The sequence below is a fragment of the Candidatus Villigracilis saccharophilus genome (assembly GCF_016711665.1).
On record NZ_JADJSO010000017.1, the window covers coordinates 93,401 to 114,352 of the forward strand.

At 48.9% G+C, this 20,952-nt stretch carries 25 protein-coding genes; 24 read left to right on the top strand and 1 reads right to left on the bottom strand.

What is annotated here, in order from left to right:
* The first annotated feature begins 2 nt into the window (after positions 1–2).
* The 24 genes from IPL17_RS07835 to IPL17_RS07950 all read left to right on the top strand — a co-directional run bounded on the left by IPL17_RS07835 (position 3) and on the right by IPL17_RS07950 (position 20,028).
* A complete protein-coding gene (locus IPL17_RS07835; RefSeq protein WP_345306522.1) occupies positions 3–908 on the top strand; it encodes a hypothetical protein in 906 nt (301 codons plus the stop codon).
* Positions 909–975: 67 nt separating this feature from the next.
* Complete coding sequence (locus tag IPL17_RS07840; protein WP_345306523.1) at positions 976–1,929, top strand: glycosyltransferase family A protein; 954 nt, start codon at positions 976–978, stop codon at positions 1,927–1,929.
* Between the two features lie 72 nt (positions 1,930–2,001).
* Positions 2,002–3,465 (top strand): hypothetical protein, encoded by a 1,464-nt coding sequence (locus tag IPL17_RS07845; protein ID WP_345306524.1) that lies wholly within the window; start codon positions 2,002–2,004, stop codon positions 3,463–3,465.
* A 41-nt stretch (positions 3,466–3,506) separates the two neighbouring features.
* Positions 3,507–3,950: a hypothetical protein gene (locus IPL17_RS07850; RefSeq protein ID WP_345306525.1), complete on the top strand. Its 444-nt coding sequence runs from the start codon at positions 3,507–3,509 to the stop codon at positions 3,948–3,950.
* Between the two features lie 18 nt (positions 3,951–3,968).
* The gene (locus IPL17_RS07855) at positions 3,969–4,997 is read left to right on the top strand and encodes a sulfotransferase (protein WP_345306526.1); all 1,029 of its coding nucleotides are present in this window, start codon (positions 3,969–3,971) and stop codon (positions 4,995–4,997) included.
* Between the two features lie 4 nt (positions 4,998–5,001).
* On the top strand, positions 5,002–5,505 hold the full coding sequence (locus IPL17_RS07860; RefSeq protein WP_345306527.1) for a Gfo/Idh/MocA family oxidoreductase: 504 nt from the start codon (positions 5,002–5,004) through the stop codon (positions 5,503–5,505).
* Positions 5,432–6,034, top strand: coding sequence for a Gfo/Idh/MocA family oxidoreductase (locus tag IPL17_RS07865; RefSeq protein ID WP_345306528.1), 603 nt, complete (start codon positions 5,432–5,434; stop codon positions 6,032–6,034). The genes IPL17_RS07860 and IPL17_RS07865 overlap by 74 nt, the downstream gene beginning before the upstream one ends.
* Before the next feature lie 7 nt (positions 6,035–6,041).
* Positions 6,042–6,629, top strand: coding sequence for a hypothetical protein (locus IPL17_RS07870; RefSeq protein ID WP_345306529.1), 588 nt, complete (start codon positions 6,042–6,044; stop codon positions 6,627–6,629).
* A 74-nt stretch (positions 6,630–6,703) separates the two neighbouring features.
* Entirely contained in the window at positions 6,704–7,765 is a 1,062-nt protein-coding gene (locus IPL17_RS07875) for a hypothetical protein (RefSeq protein WP_345306530.1), read from the top strand.
* Entirely contained in the window at positions 7,758–8,969 is a 1,212-nt protein-coding gene (locus IPL17_RS07880) for a hypothetical protein (protein ID WP_345306531.1), read from the top strand. Before IPL17_RS07875 ends, IPL17_RS07880 begins: the two co-directional genes overlap by 8 nt.
* A gap of 48 nt (positions 8,970–9,017) precedes the next feature.
* The gene (locus tag IPL17_RS07885) at positions 9,018–9,215 is read left to right on the top strand and encodes a hypothetical protein (protein ID WP_345306532.1); all 198 of its coding nucleotides are present in this window, start codon (positions 9,018–9,020) and stop codon (positions 9,213–9,215) included.
* Positions 9,209–9,790, top strand: coding sequence for a hypothetical protein (locus IPL17_RS07890; protein ID WP_345306533.1), 582 nt, complete (start codon positions 9,209–9,211; stop codon positions 9,788–9,790). The genes IPL17_RS07885 and IPL17_RS07890 overlap by 7 nt, the downstream gene beginning before the upstream one ends.
* A gap of 127 nt (positions 9,791–9,917) precedes the next feature.
* Positions 9,918–10,115, top strand: coding sequence for a hypothetical protein (locus IPL17_RS07895; protein WP_345306534.1), 198 nt, complete (start codon positions 9,918–9,920; stop codon positions 10,113–10,115).
* A complete protein-coding gene (locus IPL17_RS07900; RefSeq protein ID WP_345306535.1) occupies positions 10,102–10,269 on the top strand; it encodes a hypothetical protein in 168 nt (55 codons plus the stop codon). The genes IPL17_RS07895 and IPL17_RS07900 overlap by 14 nt, the downstream gene beginning before the upstream one ends.
* Positions 10,269–11,642: a bifunctional sulfate adenylyltransferase/adenylylsulfate kinase gene (locus IPL17_RS07905; RefSeq protein WP_345306536.1), complete on the top strand. Its 1,374-nt coding sequence runs from the start codon at positions 10,269–10,271 to the stop codon at positions 11,640–11,642. Before IPL17_RS07900 ends, IPL17_RS07905 begins: the two co-directional genes overlap by 1 nt.
* A gap of 97 nt (positions 11,643–11,739) precedes the next feature.
* A complete protein-coding gene (locus IPL17_RS07910; RefSeq protein ID WP_345306537.1) occupies positions 11,740–13,290 on the top strand; it encodes a phospholipid carrier-dependent glycosyltransferase in 1,551 nt (516 codons plus the stop codon).
* 12 nt (positions 13,291–13,302) lie between these two features.
* The gene (locus tag IPL17_RS07915) at positions 13,303–14,130 is read left to right on the top strand and encodes an SDR family oxidoreductase (RefSeq protein ID WP_345306538.1); all 828 of its coding nucleotides are present in this window, start codon (positions 13,303–13,305) and stop codon (positions 14,128–14,130) included.
* A gap of 31 nt (positions 14,131–14,161) precedes the next feature.
* Complete coding sequence (locus tag IPL17_RS07920; RefSeq protein ID WP_345306539.1) at positions 14,162–15,394, top strand: acylneuraminate cytidylyltransferase; 1,233 nt, start codon at positions 14,162–14,164, stop codon at positions 15,392–15,394.
* A 2-nt stretch (positions 15,395–15,396) separates the two neighbouring features.
* Entirely contained in the window at positions 15,397–16,278 is an 882-nt protein-coding gene (locus IPL17_RS07925) for an N-acetylneuraminate synthase family protein (RefSeq protein ID WP_345306540.1), read from the top strand.
* 73 nt (positions 16,279–16,351) lie between these two features.
* Entirely contained in the window at positions 16,352–17,206 is an 855-nt protein-coding gene (locus IPL17_RS07930) for a sulfotransferase domain-containing protein (RefSeq protein WP_345306541.1), read from the top strand.
* Positions 17,207–17,212: 6 nt separating this feature from the next.
* Positions 17,213–18,436, top strand: coding sequence for a hypothetical protein (locus IPL17_RS07935; RefSeq protein WP_345306542.1), 1,224 nt, complete (start codon positions 17,213–17,215; stop codon positions 18,434–18,436).
* Between the two features lie 20 nt (positions 18,437–18,456).
* Entirely contained in the window at positions 18,457–18,834 is a 378-nt protein-coding gene (locus IPL17_RS07940; RefSeq protein WP_345306543.1) for a hypothetical protein, read from the top strand.
* A 98-nt stretch (positions 18,835–18,932) separates the two neighbouring features.
* Positions 18,933–19,715, top strand: a complete 783-nt coding sequence (locus IPL17_RS07945; RefSeq protein ID WP_345306544.1) for a hypothetical protein — start codon at positions 18,933–18,935, stop codon at positions 19,713–19,715.
* Positions 19,702–20,028 (top strand): hypothetical protein, encoded by a 327-nt coding sequence (locus tag IPL17_RS07950; protein WP_345306545.1) that lies wholly within the window; start codon positions 19,702–19,704, stop codon positions 20,026–20,028. The genes IPL17_RS07945 and IPL17_RS07950 overlap by 14 nt, the downstream gene beginning before the upstream one ends.
* Before the next feature lie 17 nt (positions 20,029–20,045).
* Here the strand turns inward: IPL17_RS07950 and IPL17_RS07955 are convergent.
* Positions 20,046–20,952: hypothetical protein (locus IPL17_RS07955; RefSeq protein WP_345306546.1), on the bottom strand; the 907-nt coding region annotated here is incomplete at its 5' end.

Consider the following 20,952-nt stretch of genomic DNA (forward strand, 5'->3'; position numbering starts at 1 on the left):
CAATGCCTTTACTTACCCTTTTCTCCGCCCCCAAGCCTTTTACCAATCCGCATATTGCGATGATTCAACGCAACGCTTTCAAGTCTTGGACTTTGCTTCCTGAGGTTGAAGTCATTTTGCTTGGCGAAGAAGAAGGTCTGCCTGAAGCCGCGCGCGAATTAGGCGTGAAGCATATTGCTCACGTTTCACGAAATGGGACGGGCATACCGTTGATCTCGTCCATGGTTCAGCTGGCAAGAGAGGATGGCAACAGTGACCTGCTTTGCATCATCAACGCGGATATGATCCTCATGCCCGATTTTCTCGAAGCGGCGAAACAGGCTGTAAAGTTGAATGATAAATTTGTGTTGTTGAGTCAGCGTTGGGATTACGACTTCGCCGCTGCGCTGGATTTTGCCGAAGGGTGGGAGACAAGGTTAAGGGAATCTGTCAGAAAACAGAATCAGCTTCACCGTCCTGCTGGAAGCGATTTTTTCCTGTTCCCAAAAGCCTGTTATCAAGACATCCCGAATTTCACGATCGGCAGGGCAGGCTGGGATAATTGGATGATCTATCAGGCGCGCATGCAAGACTGGCCCGTCATTGATTGCACGCCGTCGGTGATGATCATCCACCAGAATCATGATTACAGCCATCTGCCGGGTGGGAAGCCGCATTACAACAACCCTGACACCGATGTGAATATTCGTCTGGCCGGGGGGCAGGCGCATATCCGTTATACCATCCTCGACGCGACACATCAACTCGCGGATGGTAAACTTATCCGCCCGAAGATGACTTCGCTGCGCTTCGCACGCCGCTTTGAGTTGTTTCTGCGTTCGATATTTTTTTTCCTGCCTGAGAAGACGCTCGAGAATATCGCGAGACCGAAGCGATGGAAGAAGCGATTTAAGAAATTATTCAAATAAGCGAAGGGCAAGGTCTGCATGCTGGAAAGCTTTGAAGCGTGCCACCTTAGTCCTACGAGGAATATAAATGCGTAAAGGCCAAAACCCTGCCAAGTTCGTTAAAGATGTTGCCCGCCCTGAACGGGTGACAGTTGCATTATTAAATTACATCCCGTTCTTAAGCGGATTCTATGCCGAGACTCTGGATGTGTTGAAGGTAAGTTTGGAATCCATGCGCAAGGATGCGGGACTGCCGTTCGATCTGATGGTCTTTGATAATGGGTCCTGCCCCGAAGTGCGCGATTACCTTGTGAAAGAAAAGGAAGAGGGAAGGATCCAATATTTGATCCTCTCCGAGAAGAACATGGGCAAAGGCGGCGCGTGGAATGTGATGCTGACAGGCGCACCGGGCGAGATCATCGCCTACACCGATGCGGATGTTTTGTTTTCCCCGAACTGGCTTTCGCGTTCTGTGGAAATTCTCGAAACCTTCCCGAACGTCGGCATGGTGACCGCGCGTCCCTTCCGCACACCGCCTGAATTTTACGAAGGCACATTGAATTGGGCGCGTGAAAACGCGACTCTGGACGAAGGTCAGTTCATTCCGTGGGATACCTTCCTTGAGTTCAATCTTTCCCTTGGGCAGACAGAAGAAGAAAATAAGAAAGTCTATGCCGAGACAAAAGACTGGCGTATTCAATACATGGGTGTGACCGCACTCGCAGGCGCGTCGCACTGGCAGTTCACGGCGTACAAATCCACATTGCAGCAATTCCTACCCTTTGACATGGACAAGCCCATGGGACAAGTCCGCCAGTTGGACAAGCGCATGAACGACGCGGGCTTGCTGCGATTGATGGTTTCCGATCCGCTGGCGATGAACATGTCCAATACGCTGGGGTATTTGCGCGGAGAGTTGGGGCAGGGACGAGGGGCGAGTAAAAAGAAGACGAGTCTTGGGAAACGGTTGTTGGAATTGGCACCGATCAAGAAGATCTTGTTGACGGTATATAACAAGATCTTCAGTTGGTATTACTCTTAAAAAACTAACCGCGGAGACCGCAAAGATTCTTTTCTTTGCGGTCTCCGCGGGCTTGGTGGTTCAAAAGATTTCATGACAAAACGTATCTTCATCTCCGCCGACCACGGCATGGCAATCATCTATTTCCTGCAAAGCGATGTCGTCTCGACTCTGCTTTCTGCGGGCGTTGAGATCATCATCCTCACCGACGATGACACCAAGGAAAAGATCGCGTCACGTTTCACTCGTAACGGACTCACTTTCGAAGGCTTGCGTTTAAGGCAAGCCAATGACTATGCCAAAAAAGTCAGCCCGCGCTGGCAATGGCTGCTTGGCTACCTGCGCCGTGTCGGCGGTTCATGGCGCATCAACACTGAAGCCATGGACAGTCACGTGTGGGAAGTCTGGGGAGAGAATGGCTGGAAATTCCGTTTGGGTATTTGGATTCCCTCCGCGCTAATGATTCTTCTCCTACGGAATTTTTCCTTCGCCCGCAAACTTTTGGTGCGGATGCAGAACCGCTTTACGTCCATCCCGGGTGTCTACTCTGATCTGTTCAAAAAATACCAGCCCGACATGGTCATCGCCTCGACCCCCGGCTGGCGCATGGACCGTTACCTCCTGCGCGAATCTGCCCGGCGCGGAATCCCGAACATGACCGTCATTGTCGGCTGGGATAATTCATCCTCGTACAACATCTCAGGCGCGAATGTTCAATGGGCAACCTGCTGGTCCGAGCTGCAAAAAGAGGAGCTTGTCAAAGGTTCAGATTGGAATCCCGCGCATGTGCACGTGGGCGGGATTCCTTCTTATGACGGATATTTCCGCAAGCAATGGCTTATGCCGCGTGACGAATATTTCAAACTGCACGACCTTGACCCGAAGCGCAAGTTGATTTCATATGCCAGCAGTTTTGTTCACTTTGCGCCGAACTTCCCGAACATCGAAGTGCTGGCAAAGTTGGTTTCGTCCGATTCGCTGGCAGAGCCCTCGCAGTTGTTGATCCGTTTGCATCCCAGTCATTTTCAAGACAAGCCGAAGATCTTTGCAGATGAACGCGCGCAGGTCTTTGAGTTGGAGAAAAAATACCCGCATGTGCATGTTGTCCAGCCGGTGGCGTTGGGCGGATCACTCGGCTACTACGGCGGCGAGGACATGGACGAGAAGTCATCCATGATGGCGTATTCGGATGTGGTGGTGACGGTTTATTCCACAATGCTGGTCGAGACCGCCGTTCACGATACGCCGATGATCGCCGCGACAATTGACACTCCCGGCGGATGGAATAAGCCGAAGAAATTTTCTTTGTCTTTGAAGGAAATTGGCAACTGGCCCACACACAAGCGCTTCCGTGAAGCGAAGGCGGGGCGCGTGGCCGCCAATGAAAAAGAATTACGTTCCATGTTGAATGCATACCTTAAAAACCCATCCCTTGATTATCCCGAACGCAGAAAATTTATCGAGGATGAAATCACGTTTACAGATGGAACATCTGGCAAAAGAACGGCGGAGTTTATTTTGAAAGTGTTGGAGAAAACGAACCGCAAAGAGCGCTAAGAAAAATCCTTTGTGCTCCTTTGTGACACGTCGCGATAAAAATGATTAAACCCATGTTCCTCTTTTACTTCTCGATCACTCTCGCCATTTGCTCCAGCGCACTCTATCATTTCGTCGCCAAGAGCACGCCGGCAAATGTGAATTTCACCGTGTCCCTTTTGGTGACGTATGCCGTTGCTTTTGCCGTGACCCTTCTTACTTTTTTCCTTTTCCCCGCTCGAAATGGTATCCTTGCCGAACTAAAACAACTTAACTGGGCCAGCATCGGACTTGCCGTTGCCATCGTCGGAATTGAGTTTGGCTTTTTGCTTGTTTATCGCTCTGGCTGGAATTTGGGCATCGCCGCAGTGCTGACGAATGTGGTCGCGTCGCTGATCCTGCTGCCTGTCGCGATTTTCCTTTTTAAGGATAAAATCTCATGGGTCAACATTGCCGGGATTTTTGTCTGCCTGGCGGGGTTGGTCATGTTGAATTGGAAACGATAGTTTGGAGATACCCTTATCATGCTTTCCCGCTTAAGGTCCGCCGCCCGCATCCTGCTCAAGGGTGACCCAAGAAAGAATAAACGCAATCCCATTCCCGCCATAACCCTTGAGGAAGTCGCGGAGATCAAGCAATTCTTCTCGCGCGAGAAATTCTTTATCTTCGGTCACGCTCGTTCGGGAACGACCCTGCTGACCCGCCTTGTGCGCCTGCACTCCGAAGTACATTGCAATTATCAGGCGCATTTTTTCACGCGCCAGCCTTTGCTCAAGTCACTGGTCAACACGCCCGAAGCGGAAGAATGGCTGACGCGCAAATCGAACCGTTGGAATCAGGGTGGGGATCTGTCTGCGCTGGTACTGCGTGCTTCCGCCGATTTCATACTGGAACGCGATGCCGCCCGCGAAGGGAAAAATATCGTCGGCGACAAGAGTCCTTCATCCACGATCCACGGGCAGGCAGTCCGGGATATGCATGCGGTCTATCCTGATGCAAAACTGGTGTACATCGTCCGCGATGGACGCGATGTGTTGATCTCGGAACGCTTCCGAAATTTTGTGGAGGAATCCAAATTTCTGACCGCGGAAGATCAGCGCATTATTGCCGACCTGAAAGTTGATCCGACTCCATTTACAGATGGCCGCTGTTCGATATTTACCGAGGCATTCATCCGCCGTGTGGCAAAAGGCTGGGTTGCGAATCTTAAAGAAACTGACGATGAAGGCCGCAGGTTATTCGGGGGTCATTATTTCGGTATGCGCTACGAAGACCTGTTGCAAACTCCTTTTGATGAAATGAGAAAATTGTGGAACTTCCTTGGCGTGAAAACTGTCGATGCGGCGCTGGGGGAGAAGATCAAAACTGAAATGTCATCCAATCCCGATGAGGAGTGGCAGGCCAAACGGAATGAAGGAATCGCATCCTTCCTTCCGAAAGGGCACGCCGGGAACTGGTCGCGTTTGTTCACTGAAAAAGATAAAGCCGTCTGTAAGGAATCTGCGGGGGAGATGCTGGTTAGATGGAATTACGAGAAGGATTTAAATTGGTGAAACAATGAAATATTTAATTGCAGGTCTGGGTTCCATCGGACGTCGCCACATGCGGAATTTGATCGCGTTGCGAGAAAAGGATATTGTTTTATACCGCACGCGCAAAGCGACCATGCCCGATGATGAACTCGCGGACTTTCCCGTTGAAACCGATTTTCAAGAAGCGTTAAAGAAACATCAGCCCGATGCGGTGATTGTTGGAAATCCAACATCCATGCATTTGGATATTGCCGTTCCCGCCGCGGAAGCAGGTTGTGCGATCTTGCTTGAAAAGCCCATTTCAAATTCAACTGCGAGGCTGGATCAACTTGAATCAGTTGTGAGGAAGAGTGGATCAAAGGTATTGGTTGCTTTCCAATTCCGTTTTCACCCGGGGCTGATGCGCGCCAAACAATTGATCTCTGACGGTGAAATCGGGCGGATCATTTCTGCGCATGTGCATTTCGGTGAATATCTGCCTGCCTGGCATCCGTGGGAGGATTATCGCCAGGGCTACGCGGCGCGCTGATATGGGTGGCGGCGTGGTGTTGACCCAATGTCACTCACTGGACTATCTCCCGTGGCTGGTTGGGAAGGTCAGATCCGCCTGGGGGTTCACCGCGAAGTTAAGTGATCTTGAAGTGGATGTCGAAGATACAGCCGAGATCGGACTGCGTTTTGAAAGCGGGGCACTGGGTAACCTGCATTTGGATTTCAATCAGCAGCCGCCCGCTCATCGTTTTGAGATCATCGGCACGAAAGGCACGATCAAGTGGGATCTTTCAGATGGCGCGGCGCGTATTTATCGTGCCTCAGTGGAATCGCTAGTCATTTCAACGGGCAGGGATATCAAGGCGGGCGGGGAGTGGGAGGCGTATCCGCTTCCTGAAAATTGGGAGCGCAACGTGATGTTCCTCGAACAGATGAAGCATTTCGTCGCGGTGGTGCGCGGCAAGGCAGATCCAGCCTGTACTTTGGAGGATGGCGTGCGCGTTCAACGATTGGCGGAAGCGATCCATGCATCCAATAATACGCGACAGCTAGTGGATCTTGTTTAGGTAAAAAATGGTCAAGTTATTTGACATATCTTTGAAAAACCGAAGGCAACTCGTTACTCTATTTTTTGCTTTGATGGCAATTTCTGGAATAGGGTTGTTTGGCTCCTTCGTTTATCCGCCATCGGAAGAAGGAGCACAGTTTTTCTTGGGGTTGTCACGTATTCGTTTTGTTGTCGCGGGTTTGTTTCTTGGCCTTTTATTGCTGAATATTGGTCTGACGATTATTTTTTCGGGGAATAGATGGGCTTCGCAGAAAAAAATTGAAGAAAAACTGAAGTCCTTGCTTTTAAACCAAATGATATTGGTGTTGGCTGCTCTTTATTTTTTAGTGGTGGCGACTGGGACTTTGTTGCTGCTCACCATTCCGCCGATACCCGTTTCGCTCCTCTTTCTTGAGTCTCTCCGTGTGCGGTTACTACCCCTGATTGTCTGGTTATTTCTGTGTAGTTCCCTGCTGATTGTTCTGTTGCGGCTGCTATATTATGTAGAAATAAGCCACTGGGGAAGCTTTGTTCGAAAGCTGGATAGCTACCTGCTTGTTGTTAGTGTCTTTTTGTTTACTTTCTTTTTCTACACGAACATTTCGCGGCATTAATCGGCTGGTTCAATAAAATAAAATACTCCTATTGGAATCTGCTTGCGGATGAGTTTTTGCATGGGCGGTTGTACTTGAGCCGCCCACCCAGCAATACGCATGACCTAACTTTTTATAACGGACATTGGTATGTCCCTAGTCCGCCTATTGTTGCTGTTCTCATGATGCCTTTAGCATATCTAGTTGGTGGCAAAAATATCAGTACTGCTGATTTTTCAATGTTCTTCAGTGCATCTAATGCTGTGCTTGTGTTTTTGATCTTGAACAAGCTTGTGGATCGTCAGTGGATTAAGCTGCCGCGTAAAAGCATCCTATGGCTAGTTTTACTTTTTGCCTTTGGGACTCCGCATTTATGGGTTGGCATTAGCGGACGTTTTTGGTTTGTCAGTCAGATTTTGACTGTAACTTTTTTAGCACTATCTGTATTTGCCTCTTTCAAGTCATGGTCGCCGTGGATCGTTGGTTTTTTCATCGGTCTATCGGTGAGTGCACGCCCTAATGGACTTATGTCCTGGCCTTTTGTGTTTGCCATTGCCATGCAAGTCATGAGGGAGGATGGGCAGACTATTGATCTCAAGAAGATGTTTGCTTGGTCATTCAAATCCGCAATCCCAATCCTGATTGCTGTGCTGAGTTTGCTTTGGTATAACCATGCGCGTTTTGATAACTATTTTGATTTTGGATACGTTACTATTGATGGAGATCCAGTCGTTGTCCAAAATGCAAAAACGCATGGATTATTTTCAACCTATTACATTCCCTATAATCTTCGAGTGATGTTTTTATACTTGCCGGAAATACACCCAGATGGCCCGTGGCCGTTTCTTCCCTCAGGTGCCGGGATGAATATCTTTTTGACCACCCCGGCATTAATCTATCTTGTTCGCCGCTACGAAGGCCGTTGGTGGATACTTGGAGCATGGGCGGCTGTGTTTTTTAATTTTGCCCTATTGATTATGTATCACAATACTGGCAAGGATCAATTCGGTTATCGATATATTTTGGATGCGCTAACGCCTTTGACTGTACTTTTAGCTGTGTCCCTTGGAAAAAAGATTCCCTGGCATTTTATACTGTTCGTGGTTTTGAGTATTATCATCAACCTATATGGCGCAAACTGGTTCATGAATGGCTAAGGAAAACTCCGTTATGAAAGTTGAAGGAAAAACGAAACGTTTGGTGTTTTTGTTCTTGATTTTATTGATATCGTTGGTTTCCGCCATCGTTTATCTGGTGTTTGTGCCCAGGTTCGGCTATTTCAACGATGACTGGTATTTGATGTACGCGGCGGGTGCGAAGGGGACTTCTGTCTTTTGGGATATTTTCGCCATTGACCGTCCATTGCGCGCATTGGTGATGATACCGGCGTATACTCTTTTTGGCCCGAACCCGCTCTATTACAATTTGAGTGCCTTCCTGTTTCGGCTGCTTTCCGGCTTTTCCTTTCTGTGGGTTCTGCGGATGCTCTGGCCGGAGAAAAAGCAGCTTACTCTTTGGATGTCGCTTTTGTTTTTGCTGTACCCGGGATTTTTATCCCAGCCAAATGCCATTGATTACCTTTGCCACCAAACGGGGCTTGCCGTGGGCATGCTTTCCATTGGATTAACGATTCGGGCAGCTCAGGCAGATTCGTGGACTCGTAAAATATCTTTTTATGGCGTTTCGATCCTGCTGGGTTGGTTCTGCCTCGGACAAATTGAATGGTATATCGGGCTGGAATTTTTCAGGTTTGCCTGTTTGCTAACCCTTGCGTTTCGTTGGAATGATACATTGTGGGCAAAGGCTGTTGCGTTTGTTCGGTATTCGCTCCCGTCATATTTAATACCAGGTGTGTTTTTAACATGGCGGCTTTTCTTTTTTGAGAGCGAGCGCGGCGCAACCGATGTGGATTTGCAATTGGGCGATATTCGGGGGGAGCCTTTCAAATTTCTCTTCAACTTCCTGTCTGCACTTGTGAATGACTTTGTGGATGTGCTCGTCAATGCTTGGTGGTTGCCGCTTCGCCGTTTGAGCGCCGGGTTTTCAGTCACACATTGGCTGCCGGGATTTGGCCTTGCATTATTGGTGCTGCTTTTGTTGTGGACATTTTCCAGAGTGACACAAAAGGACGGGAACATTGAATTAGGTCCACGGTCCGGTTGGAGGCGCGAGGTTGTTTTGATCGGCCTTGGAGCAATCATCTTTGGGTTGTTCCCCGTCATCCTGGTTGGCCGTTCTGTCGATTTCAAAAATTATTCAAGATACACATTGATCGCATCTGTTGGCGCGGCATTGTTGTGGCCGCTGTTGTTAAGCTATGTTCCCAATGTGCGGCTGCAGAATTTTCTTTTGGGATGTTGATTGTTTCTGCGTCGTTGACTCATTATTTCAATGGATATATCAAGGTTCGTGAGACCGAAGCCACGCAATTTTTGGTGGCAGGTGAGCTGGCGCATTCCGCAGCTCACCCCAAGCGCCACGTTGATCACTCGTTACGCCGTGGCCGCCGAAGAGGATTATTTCACGTGGGGACCTGCCAATCTGCTTTATTATCCCGAATCGAATCATGAAAAATATGTTCAGCGGCGCTGCCTGCTTTTGTGCTAAATGAAGATACGGTTGCCAGTGTTTTTGCGCATGAACCGCAGAACTATTCCAATCGTCGCAGCATTCGTACCTACCCTAATTCCCGCAATATTTTAGTATTAAGTCAGCCAACTCCATTTTCCTGCGTGCAAGTGATGGATATGCGTCAAGTAGAATTATCTTCCAAAGAAGATCCGCGCGTGGTGGAACTTGCGCCGTTCTCCGAGGCTGACCAAATTTTGTTTAATGAAGACTTCCACGTTCCACCTACAATTCCATTTGGTTCTGCACCACCCGCTGAGTGGTGCTACTATTTTGAGAAAGCATCCTATGCCCGCCAGACGGGAGATTGGGATGAAGTCCTTCACTTAGGAGAGGACGCCATCTCCCGTGGATTTTTCGCAAAAGACCAAATTGAATGGATACCCTTCCTGCAAGCCTACGCGTATGCAGGTAATACAACCCGCTTGAATGAAATTGCTTCTTTTATGATCTCAGATCCGTTGGTGTTTCAGCAAGCTTGTCAAACACTGAAAGAAATGCAGCTAGATCCATCCACTGTTGAAAAAGCCAGTCAATTATTTTGCGCCAAGTAAGTTAGACAAAAATGTTATACTCCAAAATTCATTGACTGAATTTTGGAGTATAATTTTCTCTTATCTGAAATTAGTAGTAACGATTGTACAGAACGGATCGTTGCTTCATAACAATATTGGAGTGAAAATGACAAAAGCAAAATTAATTCCCCCCTATGGCGGCAAATTGGTTAATCTGATTGTTGAAGGCAAGGAGCGTGAAGAGCTGCTCGCCCGCGCCGGGAAACTGCCTTCCATCAAGATCACCATGCGCAACATGTGCGACCTTGAGTTGATCGCCACCGGGATGTTTTTCTCCGTTGACGACCTTCATGGGCAAGGCTGATTATGACCGCGTGCTCAAGGAAATGCGTCTCGCGGATGGAACTCTCTTCCCGCTTCCCATCACCCTGACAGCTGATCCGAAAGAACTGCCTACAGTAGGTGAAGAACTGGCCTTGCGCAGCGCAAATTTCGATCTGATCGCGGTCATTACATGATGAGGTCTACCACTGGGATGTTGAGGCTGACCGCTCACGCTTACGGCTCAACCGATTCCAAGCACCCGATGGTTTCTGAGATGGCACGCTGGAACAAAGTTTGCATCTCTGGTCCATTGAAAGTTGTAAATCTTCCCAAGTATTATGATTTTGTGAATTTACGCCACACTCCTGCTCAGGTGCGTGCCATGCTCGAAGAGATGGGACACGACAACGTGGTTGCATTCCAGACCCGTAATCCCCTGCACCGCATCCATGAAGAACTGACCAAACGCGCCGCGGCGGAAGTCAAAGGTTCGTTGATCGTACATCCTGTGGTTGGCATGACCAAGCCCGGTGATGTAGATCACTATACCCGCGTCCGCACTTACAAGGCATTGGTCGATAATTACTACGATAAGAAAGACACCATGCTCAGCCTGCTTCCACTGGCGATGCGCATGGCTGGTCCGAAAGAAGCTTTGCTTCACGCCATCATCCGCCGTAACCATGGCGCCAATCACTTTATTGTTGGCCGCGATCATGCGGGGCCGGGCAATGATTCGTCGGGCAAACCATTCTACGGTCCGTATGATGCGCAGGAACTCATGCAGAAGTACGAAGCGGAGCTTGGAGTCAAGATGGTTCCGTTCGAGATGCTGGTCTATCTTCCCGATGAAGATCGCTATGTCGAAGAGAAGGATGTTCCCAAGGGCGCGAAGGTGGCAAATATCTCCGGCACACAAGTCCGCGATGATTACCTTGCCAAGGGCAAGCTGCTCCCTGAATGGTTCACCCGCCCTGAGACCGCCGAGATTCTGCGCGAGATGTATCCGCCCCGCCACAAGCAGGGATTCTGCATCTGGTTCACCGGTTTGAGCGGATCAGGCAAGAGCGCGACCACCGAAGTTGTGACCACTCTATTGCTTGAGCGTGGACGCGAGATCGCCATCTTGGACGGCGATGTTGTCCGCACGCATCTTTCGAAAGGTCTCGGTTTTAGCAAGGAAGACCGTGACACCAATATCATCCGCATCGGCTTTGTAGCCGGTGAGATCGTCCACGCGGGCGGCGCAGTCATTTGCGCGGCCATCAGTCCCTACCGCGCTACCCGCGCTGAGGCTCGCAAGATGGTTGGCGAGAATTTCATCGAGGTTTACATGGATACTCCCGTTGAGGTCTGTGAACAACGCGATGTGAAGGGCTTGTATGCCAAGGCGCGTCAGGCGATGATCGATGGCAAGCCGATGGGATTCACCGGCGTGGATGATCCCTACGAACAGCCGATCGAGCCCGCAATTACACTTAAGGGATTTGGCGCATCAGCGGAAGAAAATGCGCACATCGTTATCTCATATCTTGAAGAACAAGGTTATATCGCCAAACAGGCGTAATTGATCCCCACGTAGAGACGCTTCCGAAGTTTCTCCCCCGATGAGAGAGGAACTTGAGCGAGGGGCGTCTCTACGCTTTATTTAAATGAAACACTTTTTGAAATCCCATTTTTTTTTTCTTGCAGTACTCAGCTTGATCACTGTGAGCGCAGTGTGGGCTGTTCTTTACAGCACACCGCAGGGACTCGGGCTTTCAGACGACTCGATTGCATATATTGCCGGCGCACGCAGCATCCTCAGCGGACAGGGCTATCGTGAAGCCTGGCTGGCATCCAACCAACCCGTTACACACTTTCCTCCAGCGTTCTCATCCATCCTTGCGTTGATCGGCGTCAGCGGACTTGACCCATTGCGCGGCACGCGTTTTGTCAATGCCCTGCTGTTTGGCGGAAATGCGTTTTTGCTTGGAATTCTCGGCTGGCGCATGACCCGCTCGCAGGTTGCGGGTCTGGTGCTGGCGTTGTTGTTTGCGGTCAATGCGTCATTACTCAATGCTCATGCTGTTGCGATGAGCGAACCGCTCTATATTTTTTTCAGTCTTGCCTCATTCCTCGCATTTTTTCATTACTTTAATACGAAACAAAACTCCTGGCTGGTATTAACTGGTGTTTTAGCGGCGTTTGCTTATCTTACACGTTATGCCGGTCTTGCATTAATTGCCACATTCCTGGTTGCGCTTATCCTGCTGCAGGATACCTGGAAGCAAAAACTGACCAGCGCCGGGATTTTTATTTTCAGCGCTCTTCCATTCCTGCTGGGCTGGAGCATCCGCAATAAACTTGTCGCCGACAACGCCACCAACCGCACATTGATCTGGCATCCGCTCACAAATGAAAACATCAATACCGCTATATTTAATTTCTCCGAATTTTTCATTCCTGTTGAAACCTGGCGGCGTGCGCTTATAAAAATCCCCGACTTCTTTGTTACCTTATTGTCATTCATCGCATTGGTTTTGCTGGTTTGGTTGTTGTATAAAGGCTTGAGGAAATTTCTTGATCCTTCTGCCGAACAACCGGAAATTTTATCCTTCACCAGCGGACTGTATATCTTTGGATATCTTGCCTCGATCGTCTCTTCGATGATGTTGTTCGATGCCAGCACCAAATTTAAACTCCGTATCCTGGCGCCGGTTTATATTTCGCTGATCATTCTGCTTGTTTTTGTGGGATATTGGCTGTGGCAGAGACGCGCAATGATTTGGCGCAGTATTGTTATTACTTCAACATTGATTATTCTTGCACTTTCCTTTAACGATACAGCCGCTCTCGCGGCAAAACTCCACAAAGGAGGACAGGGCTATGCCTCCTTCCAATGGTATGATTCGCAGGCCATGGATTTCCTGGTCACGCTCCCTGAAGGAACACGTATCTATACCAATCAGCCCGGTCCTGTTTACCTTTATACCGATCGCCCCAGCTATGTCCTGCCAGATCTGGTCGACCCGGTCACTGACCTGCCGCGCGAAGGATTTGTTGAAGGGGTGGGCGCGCTTCAACAAGACGTGCTTTCGGGTACCGCCGCGCTCGCCCTCTTCAAATTCGGATCGGAAGAAGAGGATGTCCAATCCATTTATATACAACTCGCCGATGGCTTATATCTTGCGCACAACACGCATGGCGATAAAATCTATACAGCCTTTCCATAAGAGGAGCATATCATGACCGTTCTGGATAAATTCAACTTGAAGGATCGCGTGGCCGTTGTCACAGGCGGCGGCGGACAATTGGGATTTGAGTTTTGTAAATCGCTTGCCGAGGCAGGCGCGGCTGTTGTCGCGGCCGATCTGAATATGGAACTCGCCACCCAGACAGCCGTCCGCCTGACCGAATCCGGCTACTCTGCGATCGCTTTCCCGCTCGATGTCACCCGCATTGAATCGACCCGTGAGCTGGTTGCTGAGACGACGAAGCAATTCGGCCGCCTTGACATCCTCGTCAACAGCGCGGCCCTCGACCCGAAATTCGACCCCGAGGCCTCCTCAAAAGGGATTGCCCCCGGCGCCTTCGAAGATTATCCCCTTGAACAGTGGAATGCCGCCTTGAATGTGAACCTCACAGGTATCTTTCTTGTCACACAAGCCTGCGTCAAACAAATGATCGCGCAAGGCAAGAAGGGCAGCATCATCAACATCTGCTCGACCTATGGACTGAACGGTCCCGACCAACGCATCTATATCAAAGACGGCAAACGCGTGGCATTCAAACCCGTTTACTACACCACCACCAAAGCCGGCGTAATGGGATTTACCAAATATCTCGCCGCTTATTATGCCGAGACCGAGATCCGCGTTAATGCGCTCACTCCCGGCGGCGTGTATAACAACCACGAAGAATATTTCGTCAAGAATTATTCCGCCAAGACCATCCTGGGGCGCATGGCCAAGAAGGATGAAATGAACGGCGCGTTGTTATTCCTCGCTTCCGATGCCTCTTCTTATATGACAGGTAATAACGTCATTGTCGATGGCGGATGGACTGCCTGGTAGTGGCGCAGCACTGCGCCACTACGGAGAATGAATGACCGAAATCCTTGCCCTCATCCCAGCGCGCGGCGGTTCCAAAGGAATTCCGCGCAAAAATATCCGCTCGTTCGCGGGCTATCCGCTGATTGCGTGGAGCATTGCCGCCGCCAAACAATCTCAGTTGGTGACCCGTGTCATTGTCTCGACCGATGATGAAGAGATCGCTGCGGTTGCTCGTGCGTGGGGCGCAGAGACTCCCTTCCTGCGTCCTGCTGAATTTGCCCAGGATAAGACCACCGACCTGCCCGTCTTTGAACATGCGTTAAAGTGGCTGGAAGAGATTGAAGGATATCATCCAGATATCGTGGTTCAACTTCGCCCAACATCTCCCATTCGTCCTCAAACAATGGTGGATGACGCCATTAGTATCCTATTAAATCATGAAGATGCGGATTGTGTGCGCGGTGTGGTGCCTGCGGGTCAAAATCCTTTTAAGATGTGGCGATTCAACGGCGAAGGCAAACCATTGAATCCATTACTCGGAGTTGAAGGGATTGCCGAACCGTATAATGCGCCGAGGCAGATCCTGCCGCCCGTTTATTGGCAGACTGGGCACATTGATGCGATCCGTGTTTCCACCATCGTCAACAAAAAATCGTTGACCGGCGATGCCATCTATTCATTATTGATCGACCCAAAATACACAGTTGATATTGATACCCTGTCTGATTGGGCGAAGTACGAGGCCTTGGTCAATAGCGGACTTGAAATGGTGTCAGCGGGAAAATCCCGATGTACTATGCCCGAGACGATTAAAATGATCATCTGTGACTTTGATGGCGTAGTAACGGATAACCTTGTCATCACCGATCAGAATGGAAAAGAATCGGTCACAGCCTCACGCAGTGATAGTATGCACATTAAGAAACTGCATGAGCTGGGTGTTGAGGTGATGATCCTCTCCTCGGAACCGAATCCTGTTGTGATGGCGCGCGCGAAAAAGATGGGGGTCGAGGCAATTCATAATGTGGGGCTGCAGAACAAGGGACGTGTGATGCGCGAAGTCCTCGAGCAGAAAAAAGTCAAAGCGGAGAACGTCATCTATATTGGCAACGACCTGAATGATCTCCCATGTTTCGAGGTCGCAGGCTGGTCTGTGGCTGTCGCGGATGCATATCCTGAAGTGATCCGCGCGGCTGATCATGTGTTGACGAAAACAGGCGGTCACGGCGCGATCCGTGAATTGTGTGAGGTCGTATTGAAGCATTTATCTCAAAAGGAGAATTAAAAATGGCTCGTGAAATTAAATTTGGAAACCGAATGATGGGTGATGGTCATCCTGCCTATGTGATCGCTGAAGTGGGAATTAATCATAACGGCGATCTCGATATTGCCAAGAAAATTATCGATGCCGCCGCTCACTCTGGCGCGAATGCGGTCAAGTTCCAGAAGCGCACGCCCGAGGTTTGCACGCCTCTAGATCAGCAAAAGCAAATGCGTGGGACGCCGTGGGGTTATATCACTTATTTGGATTATCGTTACAAGGTTGAGTTCAACGAAGTTCAATATCGTGAGATTGACCGCCATTGCAAGGAAAAGAAAATTGATTGGATGGTCTCTGTCTGGGATGAGCCCTCGGTTGATTTTATGGAAAAGTTTGATACTCCCGCGTACAAGGTTCCGTCTGCATCGTTGACCGATCACAATCTTTTGAAGTATGTCCGCAAGACAGGCAAGCCGATCATTATTTCAACGGGCATGTCCACAATGGAACAGATCCATGCGGGCGTGAACGCTGTCGGGGAAGATAACCTCGTCATTATGCACTGCACCAGCACCTATCCATGCGAGCCTGAAGAATTAAATCTCCGCATGATCGAAACGCTTCGCAAGGAATTCCCGAATAATCCCATTGGCTATTCAGGCCACGAAGTTGGACTCGTGCCTTCAGCCGTTGCGATCGCTCTTGGCGCGACTTCCATTGAACGTCACATTACATTGGATCGTGCGATGTGGGGCAGTGATCAGGCGGCGTCTGTTGAACCAGGCGGTTTTGAACGTCTCGTGAAATATATCCGCGTGACTGAAGCTGGTCTTGGTGATGGCGTGAAGAAAGTCTACGAATCCGAAAAGGGTTCAATGAAGAAGCTCCGCAGAGTCGTTAACGAATAGTTTTTTAACCACAAAGGAGACAAAGGGCCACTAAGGTTTTTCCTTCGTGTTCCTTTGTGGTAAATTTTTACTCATGGCATTCAAACAAAAAATCCGCCGTACATTGCGCCCCGCTGGGAAAACCGCTCAAGCCATTTTGCGCTGGAAGCGATTTTCGTTCAATGATGCGGCGCCCGTCTTTGGAAACTCTAAACCGAAGAGCGGCTCGCATTTATTATTGCAAATCCTGAACGGCTTTACGCAGATCATGCCATATAGGTATGTGGCTGCGGACCCGATCCGTACTATTAAATATGAAGGTGGCAGGCGCAGTACGGAAGAAATCCTTACGGACTTGAAGCGTGTGCCAAACGGAGTCATCGGCTGGGGATATGTGGATGCGACCAAAGAGAACACATCCTTCTTAACGGAAGGAGGTCGCGTCAACTATTTTATTTATCGTGACCCGAGAGATATGCTCGTTTCACAAGTGTTCTTTGCGACTGATATGCACGGTGACCACGGAATGCACGATTACTATAATTCGCTTCCTGATTTCGGCGCGAGATTAAATGTCGCGATTACCGGCATTGATAAAGACGAATTTAAAATGGTCAGCGTGAAGCAGCGATATGAAGGCGTCTTTCAATGGCTCGAACAAAAACATGTAATGTGCATCCGCTTTGAAGATTTGATCAATAACCGCGATGTCACCCTGAATGCAATGCTAGATGAAGTGGAGAAAACTGGTTATAAGATTCCAACTCCGCGCGAGAAGGCATTATCTGTTTTGACGGATGCCATCCAACCGAAGAAGAGTCATACCTTCCGCTCAGGGAAGACTGGCGGATGGAAACAACACTTTACCGAGGAACATAAAAAGCTATTTATTGATGTGTCAGGTGATTTGCTGGAAAGATTAGGCTATGAAAAAAATAATGATTGGTAGGTCGGGATGAAGGAATTCTTTACCCAACGCATCAAACGCGGACTTGTCCGCAGGCTCAATAACCTCAAGATCATGTCTGTGGCTAGTGAGATTGCCCGCAAGGAATCCCAGCCAAATGGTGCGCCTGTTATCTTCTTTAAGGCATCCACCGGCATTGACGATCTCTCGTGGAACAGCGGGTTTCACCTGTTGGTTTCGTGGGCATTTCGCTTGCAGGGCATCCCTGTTGTTTACTTTGCCTGCAATTCAGGTTTGAGCAAATGTGTGCTTGGCACGAACCGTGATGATCCGCATAAGGGAATGCCGTGCAAATCATGCGTGATGCAGTCGAAGGTGTTGTATAAAAACATTCAGGCGTTGAGCCGTTCAATTGTGCAAACTTCCAGCGTTAACTGGTTCGATCTTCAACGTGACCCCGAACTGGAAAAAGAAATTTCTGGTCTGGATGTCGAACAGTTATCAAAATTTATATTTCACGATCTTCCCCTTGGCGCTTTGTGTCTGCCCGGATTGAGGTGGGTGCTGAGGATCCACCATCTGAGCGATGATGAATCGACTCGTTATCTTTTACGTGAATATATTTTGTCTGCGTGGAACGTGGCGCAGAAATTTGACGCACTGCTCGATCAGATCCAGCCTTGGGCGGTTGTTGTTTTCAATGGGCAGTTCTTCCCCGAAGCGACAGCGCGCTACGTCGCCCAAAAGCGCGGATTGCGCGTCATCACCCATGAAGTTGGTTTACAGCCTGCGACCGCCTACTTTACCGAAGGTGAAGCGACTGCTTACCCGATCCACATCCCCGATCAATTTGAATTGAACTCCGAGCAAAATTCCAGGCTCGATGCCTATCTCACCAGGCGCTTTCAAGGCGACTTCACGATGGCGGGTGTCAAATTCTGGGCGGATATGAAAGGACTCGACGAGTCGTTTTTGCGAAAAGCCGCGGACTTCAAGCAGATCGTCCCCATCTTTACCAACGTCATCTTTGATACCAGCCAAACACACGCCAATACGGTCTTTGAGGATATGTTCGACTGGCTGGATCTGGCGCTGGAGGAATTTCGTTTACACCCAGAAACCTTATTCGTCATTCGTGCACATCCTGATGAAACCCGTGTCCGCAAAGCCAGCCGCGAGACTGTCGAAGGTTGGGTGGCAAGCCACAGGTGGATAAAGAACCGAATGTCGTTTTTGTCAGCCCGAAGGAATCGCTCAGTTCGTATGAGTTGATTTTAAGATCCAAATTCGTAATGGTCTATAACTCAACGATTGGTCTCGAAGCGTCCATCATGGGCGCAGCGGTATTGTGCGCAGGCAGAGCGAGATTTACACAGTATCCCACGGTGTTCTTTCCGCAGACGATTGAGGATGTAAGAAGTAAGATGAAGGTTTTTTTGGCGGCGGATGTGATCGATGTTCCGCTTGAATTCAAACGCAATGCGCGCAGATTCCTTTATTACCAATTATTTAAAACATCGCTGCCTTTCGGTGAGTTTCTTGAGCCGTCTGTCCGAAGCACGCAGACAAGATTGAAGTCGTTTGAACTGGGGGATTTGGCCGCGTCCGAGTCCGTGCAGGTCATCACGCAAGGCGTGATGGAAGGCGGGGATTTTTTGCTGGGCGGGTAGTTTTCCCCATATCATGCTCATGTGGCTGGCGCGCCGTTTATAATGGGCAAAATATTTCAAGTTTTGGAGACGCGATGAGGAGTATTAGAAAACGACCAATGCTGTGTTTAAGCATTCTATTGTTTTGCTTGTCGCTCCTGATCCGTTATCGTATTTACGGCCTGTCGAATGAGGATGTGGTAATTCTACAGGATTGGTATCAGCACTTTTATAAGAGAGGGATCGTAAGCCTGGCCAACGGCAACTTTTCAAACTATCCGCCCGCCTATTTATATTTATTGTGGATATCCAGATTGTTCTCAGAGTGGATCGATTCTATTACGGCCATCAAGATCATACCGACTCTATTCGATTTCATTTCCGCTTTCACGATTTTCTTGATGGCGCGCCTGAAATTTAAGGATGATATGCCATATCTGTTTTCAGCGGTTTTCTTTTCACTCCCCACCATCATGTTTAATAGCTCCGGTTGGGGGCAAATTGAAAGCCTATACACTTCCTTTTTATTGCTCTGTGCGTATTTTCTGCTGAAGGAAATACCGTTTTGGGCGCTTATTATGTTTGGCGCGGCTTTTTCAATTAAATCCCAATCCATATTTTTTCTGCCTTTTCTTGGAATTCTATTCCTGAAAGGATTGATCCGCTGGTATCACTTTCTGCTTGTGCCTGCGGCGTACGCTGTTGCGGCGCTTCCCGCGGTCTGGATTGGTAGAAGCTGGGAGAGCATATTAACTATTTATATCGGCCAGGTGGGACAATTCCGAAGTCTATCCATGAGCGTGCCAAATTTATATACTTTTGTCCCGGACACTTTTTATGATGCCGGCGTCTGGATGGGGATGGGGGTTTTGTTCTGGCCATGTGTATATGGGGCTGGGTGAACTGGCAGGCAAGGTCATATATGATGATCGCAGGATCATGCTTCTGGCGCTGACTTCGCTTGTGCTTGTGCCGTTTGTCTTGCCCAAAATGCATGACCGCTATTTTTATCCCGCGGATGTTTTCTCTTTTGCGATTATTATTTTTGTGCCTGAAATGTGGTTCGTGCCAATTCTATATCAGATCATTTCCGGCCTGTCTTATTCCGTTTTTATTTTGAATGCCTCGACGGGTTTTGTCATGGCAGCCGCACTGATTAATACAGGCGTGGTTTCCTACATCTTGAGGAAACAATACCTTTCCTTGAGTGTATGAGATTCCATACGGCCAGATTATGGATCTATCTTTGGCAGAAAAACTTGATACTTATTGAATCTTTTGGTTTTGTAATTGATGTTGAAATTGGGGGGCTCCTCTTTTAATTTTAGAACGTAAACAGCGCCGTCATCTTCAACACAGTCCGACATTCTAAATCTGAACATCCCCAGGACTCTTGGGGACCTAGACGGGTCCAATGGATGAGCCTCCGGTAGAAGCCATTCGAGCGAATCCAAATATTCCGAAGGCTTGAGTTTGGTCACATAGAGCGTGTAAATGTAGGCAAAGCGGGTCTGCTCTGAAATGCAAATAATGGAATTGTGATTCTCGCCCGCGTATTCAATGGATGGGAGGATCCCCGCGTTGAAAGCTTCAGCGGCCGGCTTTTGATAGCTTTCTCCGTGATAGGCCAGAGTAAAAAAGACAAATCCAACCGACACCGAAAAAAGCGCGATCGGCGTTACATATTTATTAAGTTTGTCAAATTCAAGCAGGCAAATAGCCAGACAAAATAATAGCGGTGTAAAGATCAGGTTGAGCCGCGTCAAGTTGACCGGATGAATGATCCCAATGGCCAGCGATGTGCTGATCCACGAAAATAAAAGCCAATGCTCATAAACGGTCTCTTTTGATTTCTTGAGGGAGGTCATTAAATAAATGAAACCGATGAATATCAGCGGGAAAGTCACTTTGTAAAAATAGCCGAAGGGCTCAACAAAATTCCAGAGGAAATCATCCTCTTGCTGCCAGAGCAGTTTGAACATGATCGCCAAGTTGTTTGCCATTCCGTTCTGCGGATTACTTCCAAATACCGCCGCCAGGGATTGATAGCGCGCTTCCACTGGCAGGCGCGGTATCGTAACCAGACCGATCTTAATAGTGTCCAGGTTGAAGGTATTTATGATTACGAAGAGCACAATG

Bases quoted from the DNA above. Each gene is read 5' to 3' on its own strand.
- IPL17_RS07870 (WP_345306529.1), top strand. From the start codon at position 6,042: ATGGTCAAGTTATTTGACATATCTTTGAAAAACCGAAGGCAACTCGTT.
- IPL17_RS07935 (WP_345306542.1), top strand. From the start codon at position 17,213: ATGAAGGAATTCTTTACCCAACGCATCAAACGCGGACTTGTCCGCAGG.
- IPL17_RS07920 (WP_345306539.1), top strand. From the start codon at position 14,162: ATGACCGAAATCCTTGCCCTCATCCCAGCGCGCGGCGGTTCCAAAGGA.
- IPL17_RS07945 (WP_345306544.1), top strand. From the start codon at position 18,933: ATGCTGTGTTTAAGCATTCTATTGTTTTGCTTGTCGCTCCTGATCCGT.
- IPL17_RS07845 (WP_345306524.1), top strand. From the start codon at position 2,002: ATGACAAAACGTATCTTCATCTCCGCCGACCACGGCATGGCAATCATC.
- IPL17_RS07840 (WP_345306523.1), top strand. From the start codon at position 976: ATGCGTAAAGGCCAAAACCCTGCCAAGTTCGTTAAAGATGTTGCCCGC.
- IPL17_RS07835 (WP_345306522.1), top strand. From the start codon at position 3: ATGCCTTTACTTACCCTTTTCTCCGCCCCCAAGCCTTTTACCAATCCG.
- IPL17_RS07850 (WP_345306525.1), top strand. From the start codon at position 3,507: ATGATTAAACCCATGTTCCTCTTTTACTTCTCGATCACTCTCGCCATT.
- IPL17_RS07900 (WP_345306535.1), top strand. From the start codon at position 10,102: ATGGGCAAGGCTGATTATGACCGCGTGCTCAAGGAAATGCGTCTCGCG.
- IPL17_RS07895 (WP_345306534.1), top strand. From the start codon at position 9,918: ATGACAAAAGCAAAATTAATTCCCCCCTATGGCGGCAAATTGGTTAAT.
- IPL17_RS07925 (WP_345306540.1), top strand. From the start codon at position 15,397: ATGGCTCGTGAAATTAAATTTGGAAACCGAATGATGGGTGATGGTCAT.
- IPL17_RS07930 (WP_345306541.1), top strand. From the start codon at position 16,352: ATGGCATTCAAACAAAAAATCCGCCGTACATTGCGCCCCGCTGGGAAA.
- IPL17_RS07905 (WP_345306536.1), top strand. From the start codon at position 10,269: ATGAGGTCTACCACTGGGATGTTGAGGCTGACCGCTCACGCTTACGGC.
- IPL17_RS07915 (WP_345306538.1), top strand. From the start codon at position 13,303: ATGACCGTTCTGGATAAATTCAACTTGAAGGATCGCGTGGCCGTTGTC.
- IPL17_RS07865 (WP_345306528.1), top strand. From the start codon at position 5,432: ATGTGCATTTCGGTGAATATCTGCCTGCCTGGCATCCGTGGGAGGATT.
- IPL17_RS07880 (WP_345306531.1), top strand. From the start codon at position 7,758: ATGGCTAAGGAAAACTCCGTTATGAAAGTTGAAGGAAAAACGAAACGT.
- IPL17_RS07860 (WP_345306527.1), top strand. From the start codon at position 5,002: ATGAAATATTTAATTGCAGGTCTGGGTTCCATCGGACGTCGCCACATG.
- IPL17_RS07855 (WP_345306526.1), top strand. From the start codon at position 3,969: ATGCTTTCCCGCTTAAGGTCCGCCGCCCGCATCCTGCTCAAGGGTGAC.
- IPL17_RS07940 (WP_345306543.1), top strand. From the start codon at position 18,457: ATGGTCTATAACTCAACGATTGGTCTCGAAGCGTCCATCATGGGCGCA.
- IPL17_RS07950 (WP_345306545.1), top strand. From the start codon at position 19,702: ATGGGGCTGGGTGAACTGGCAGGCAAGGTCATATATGATGATCGCAGG.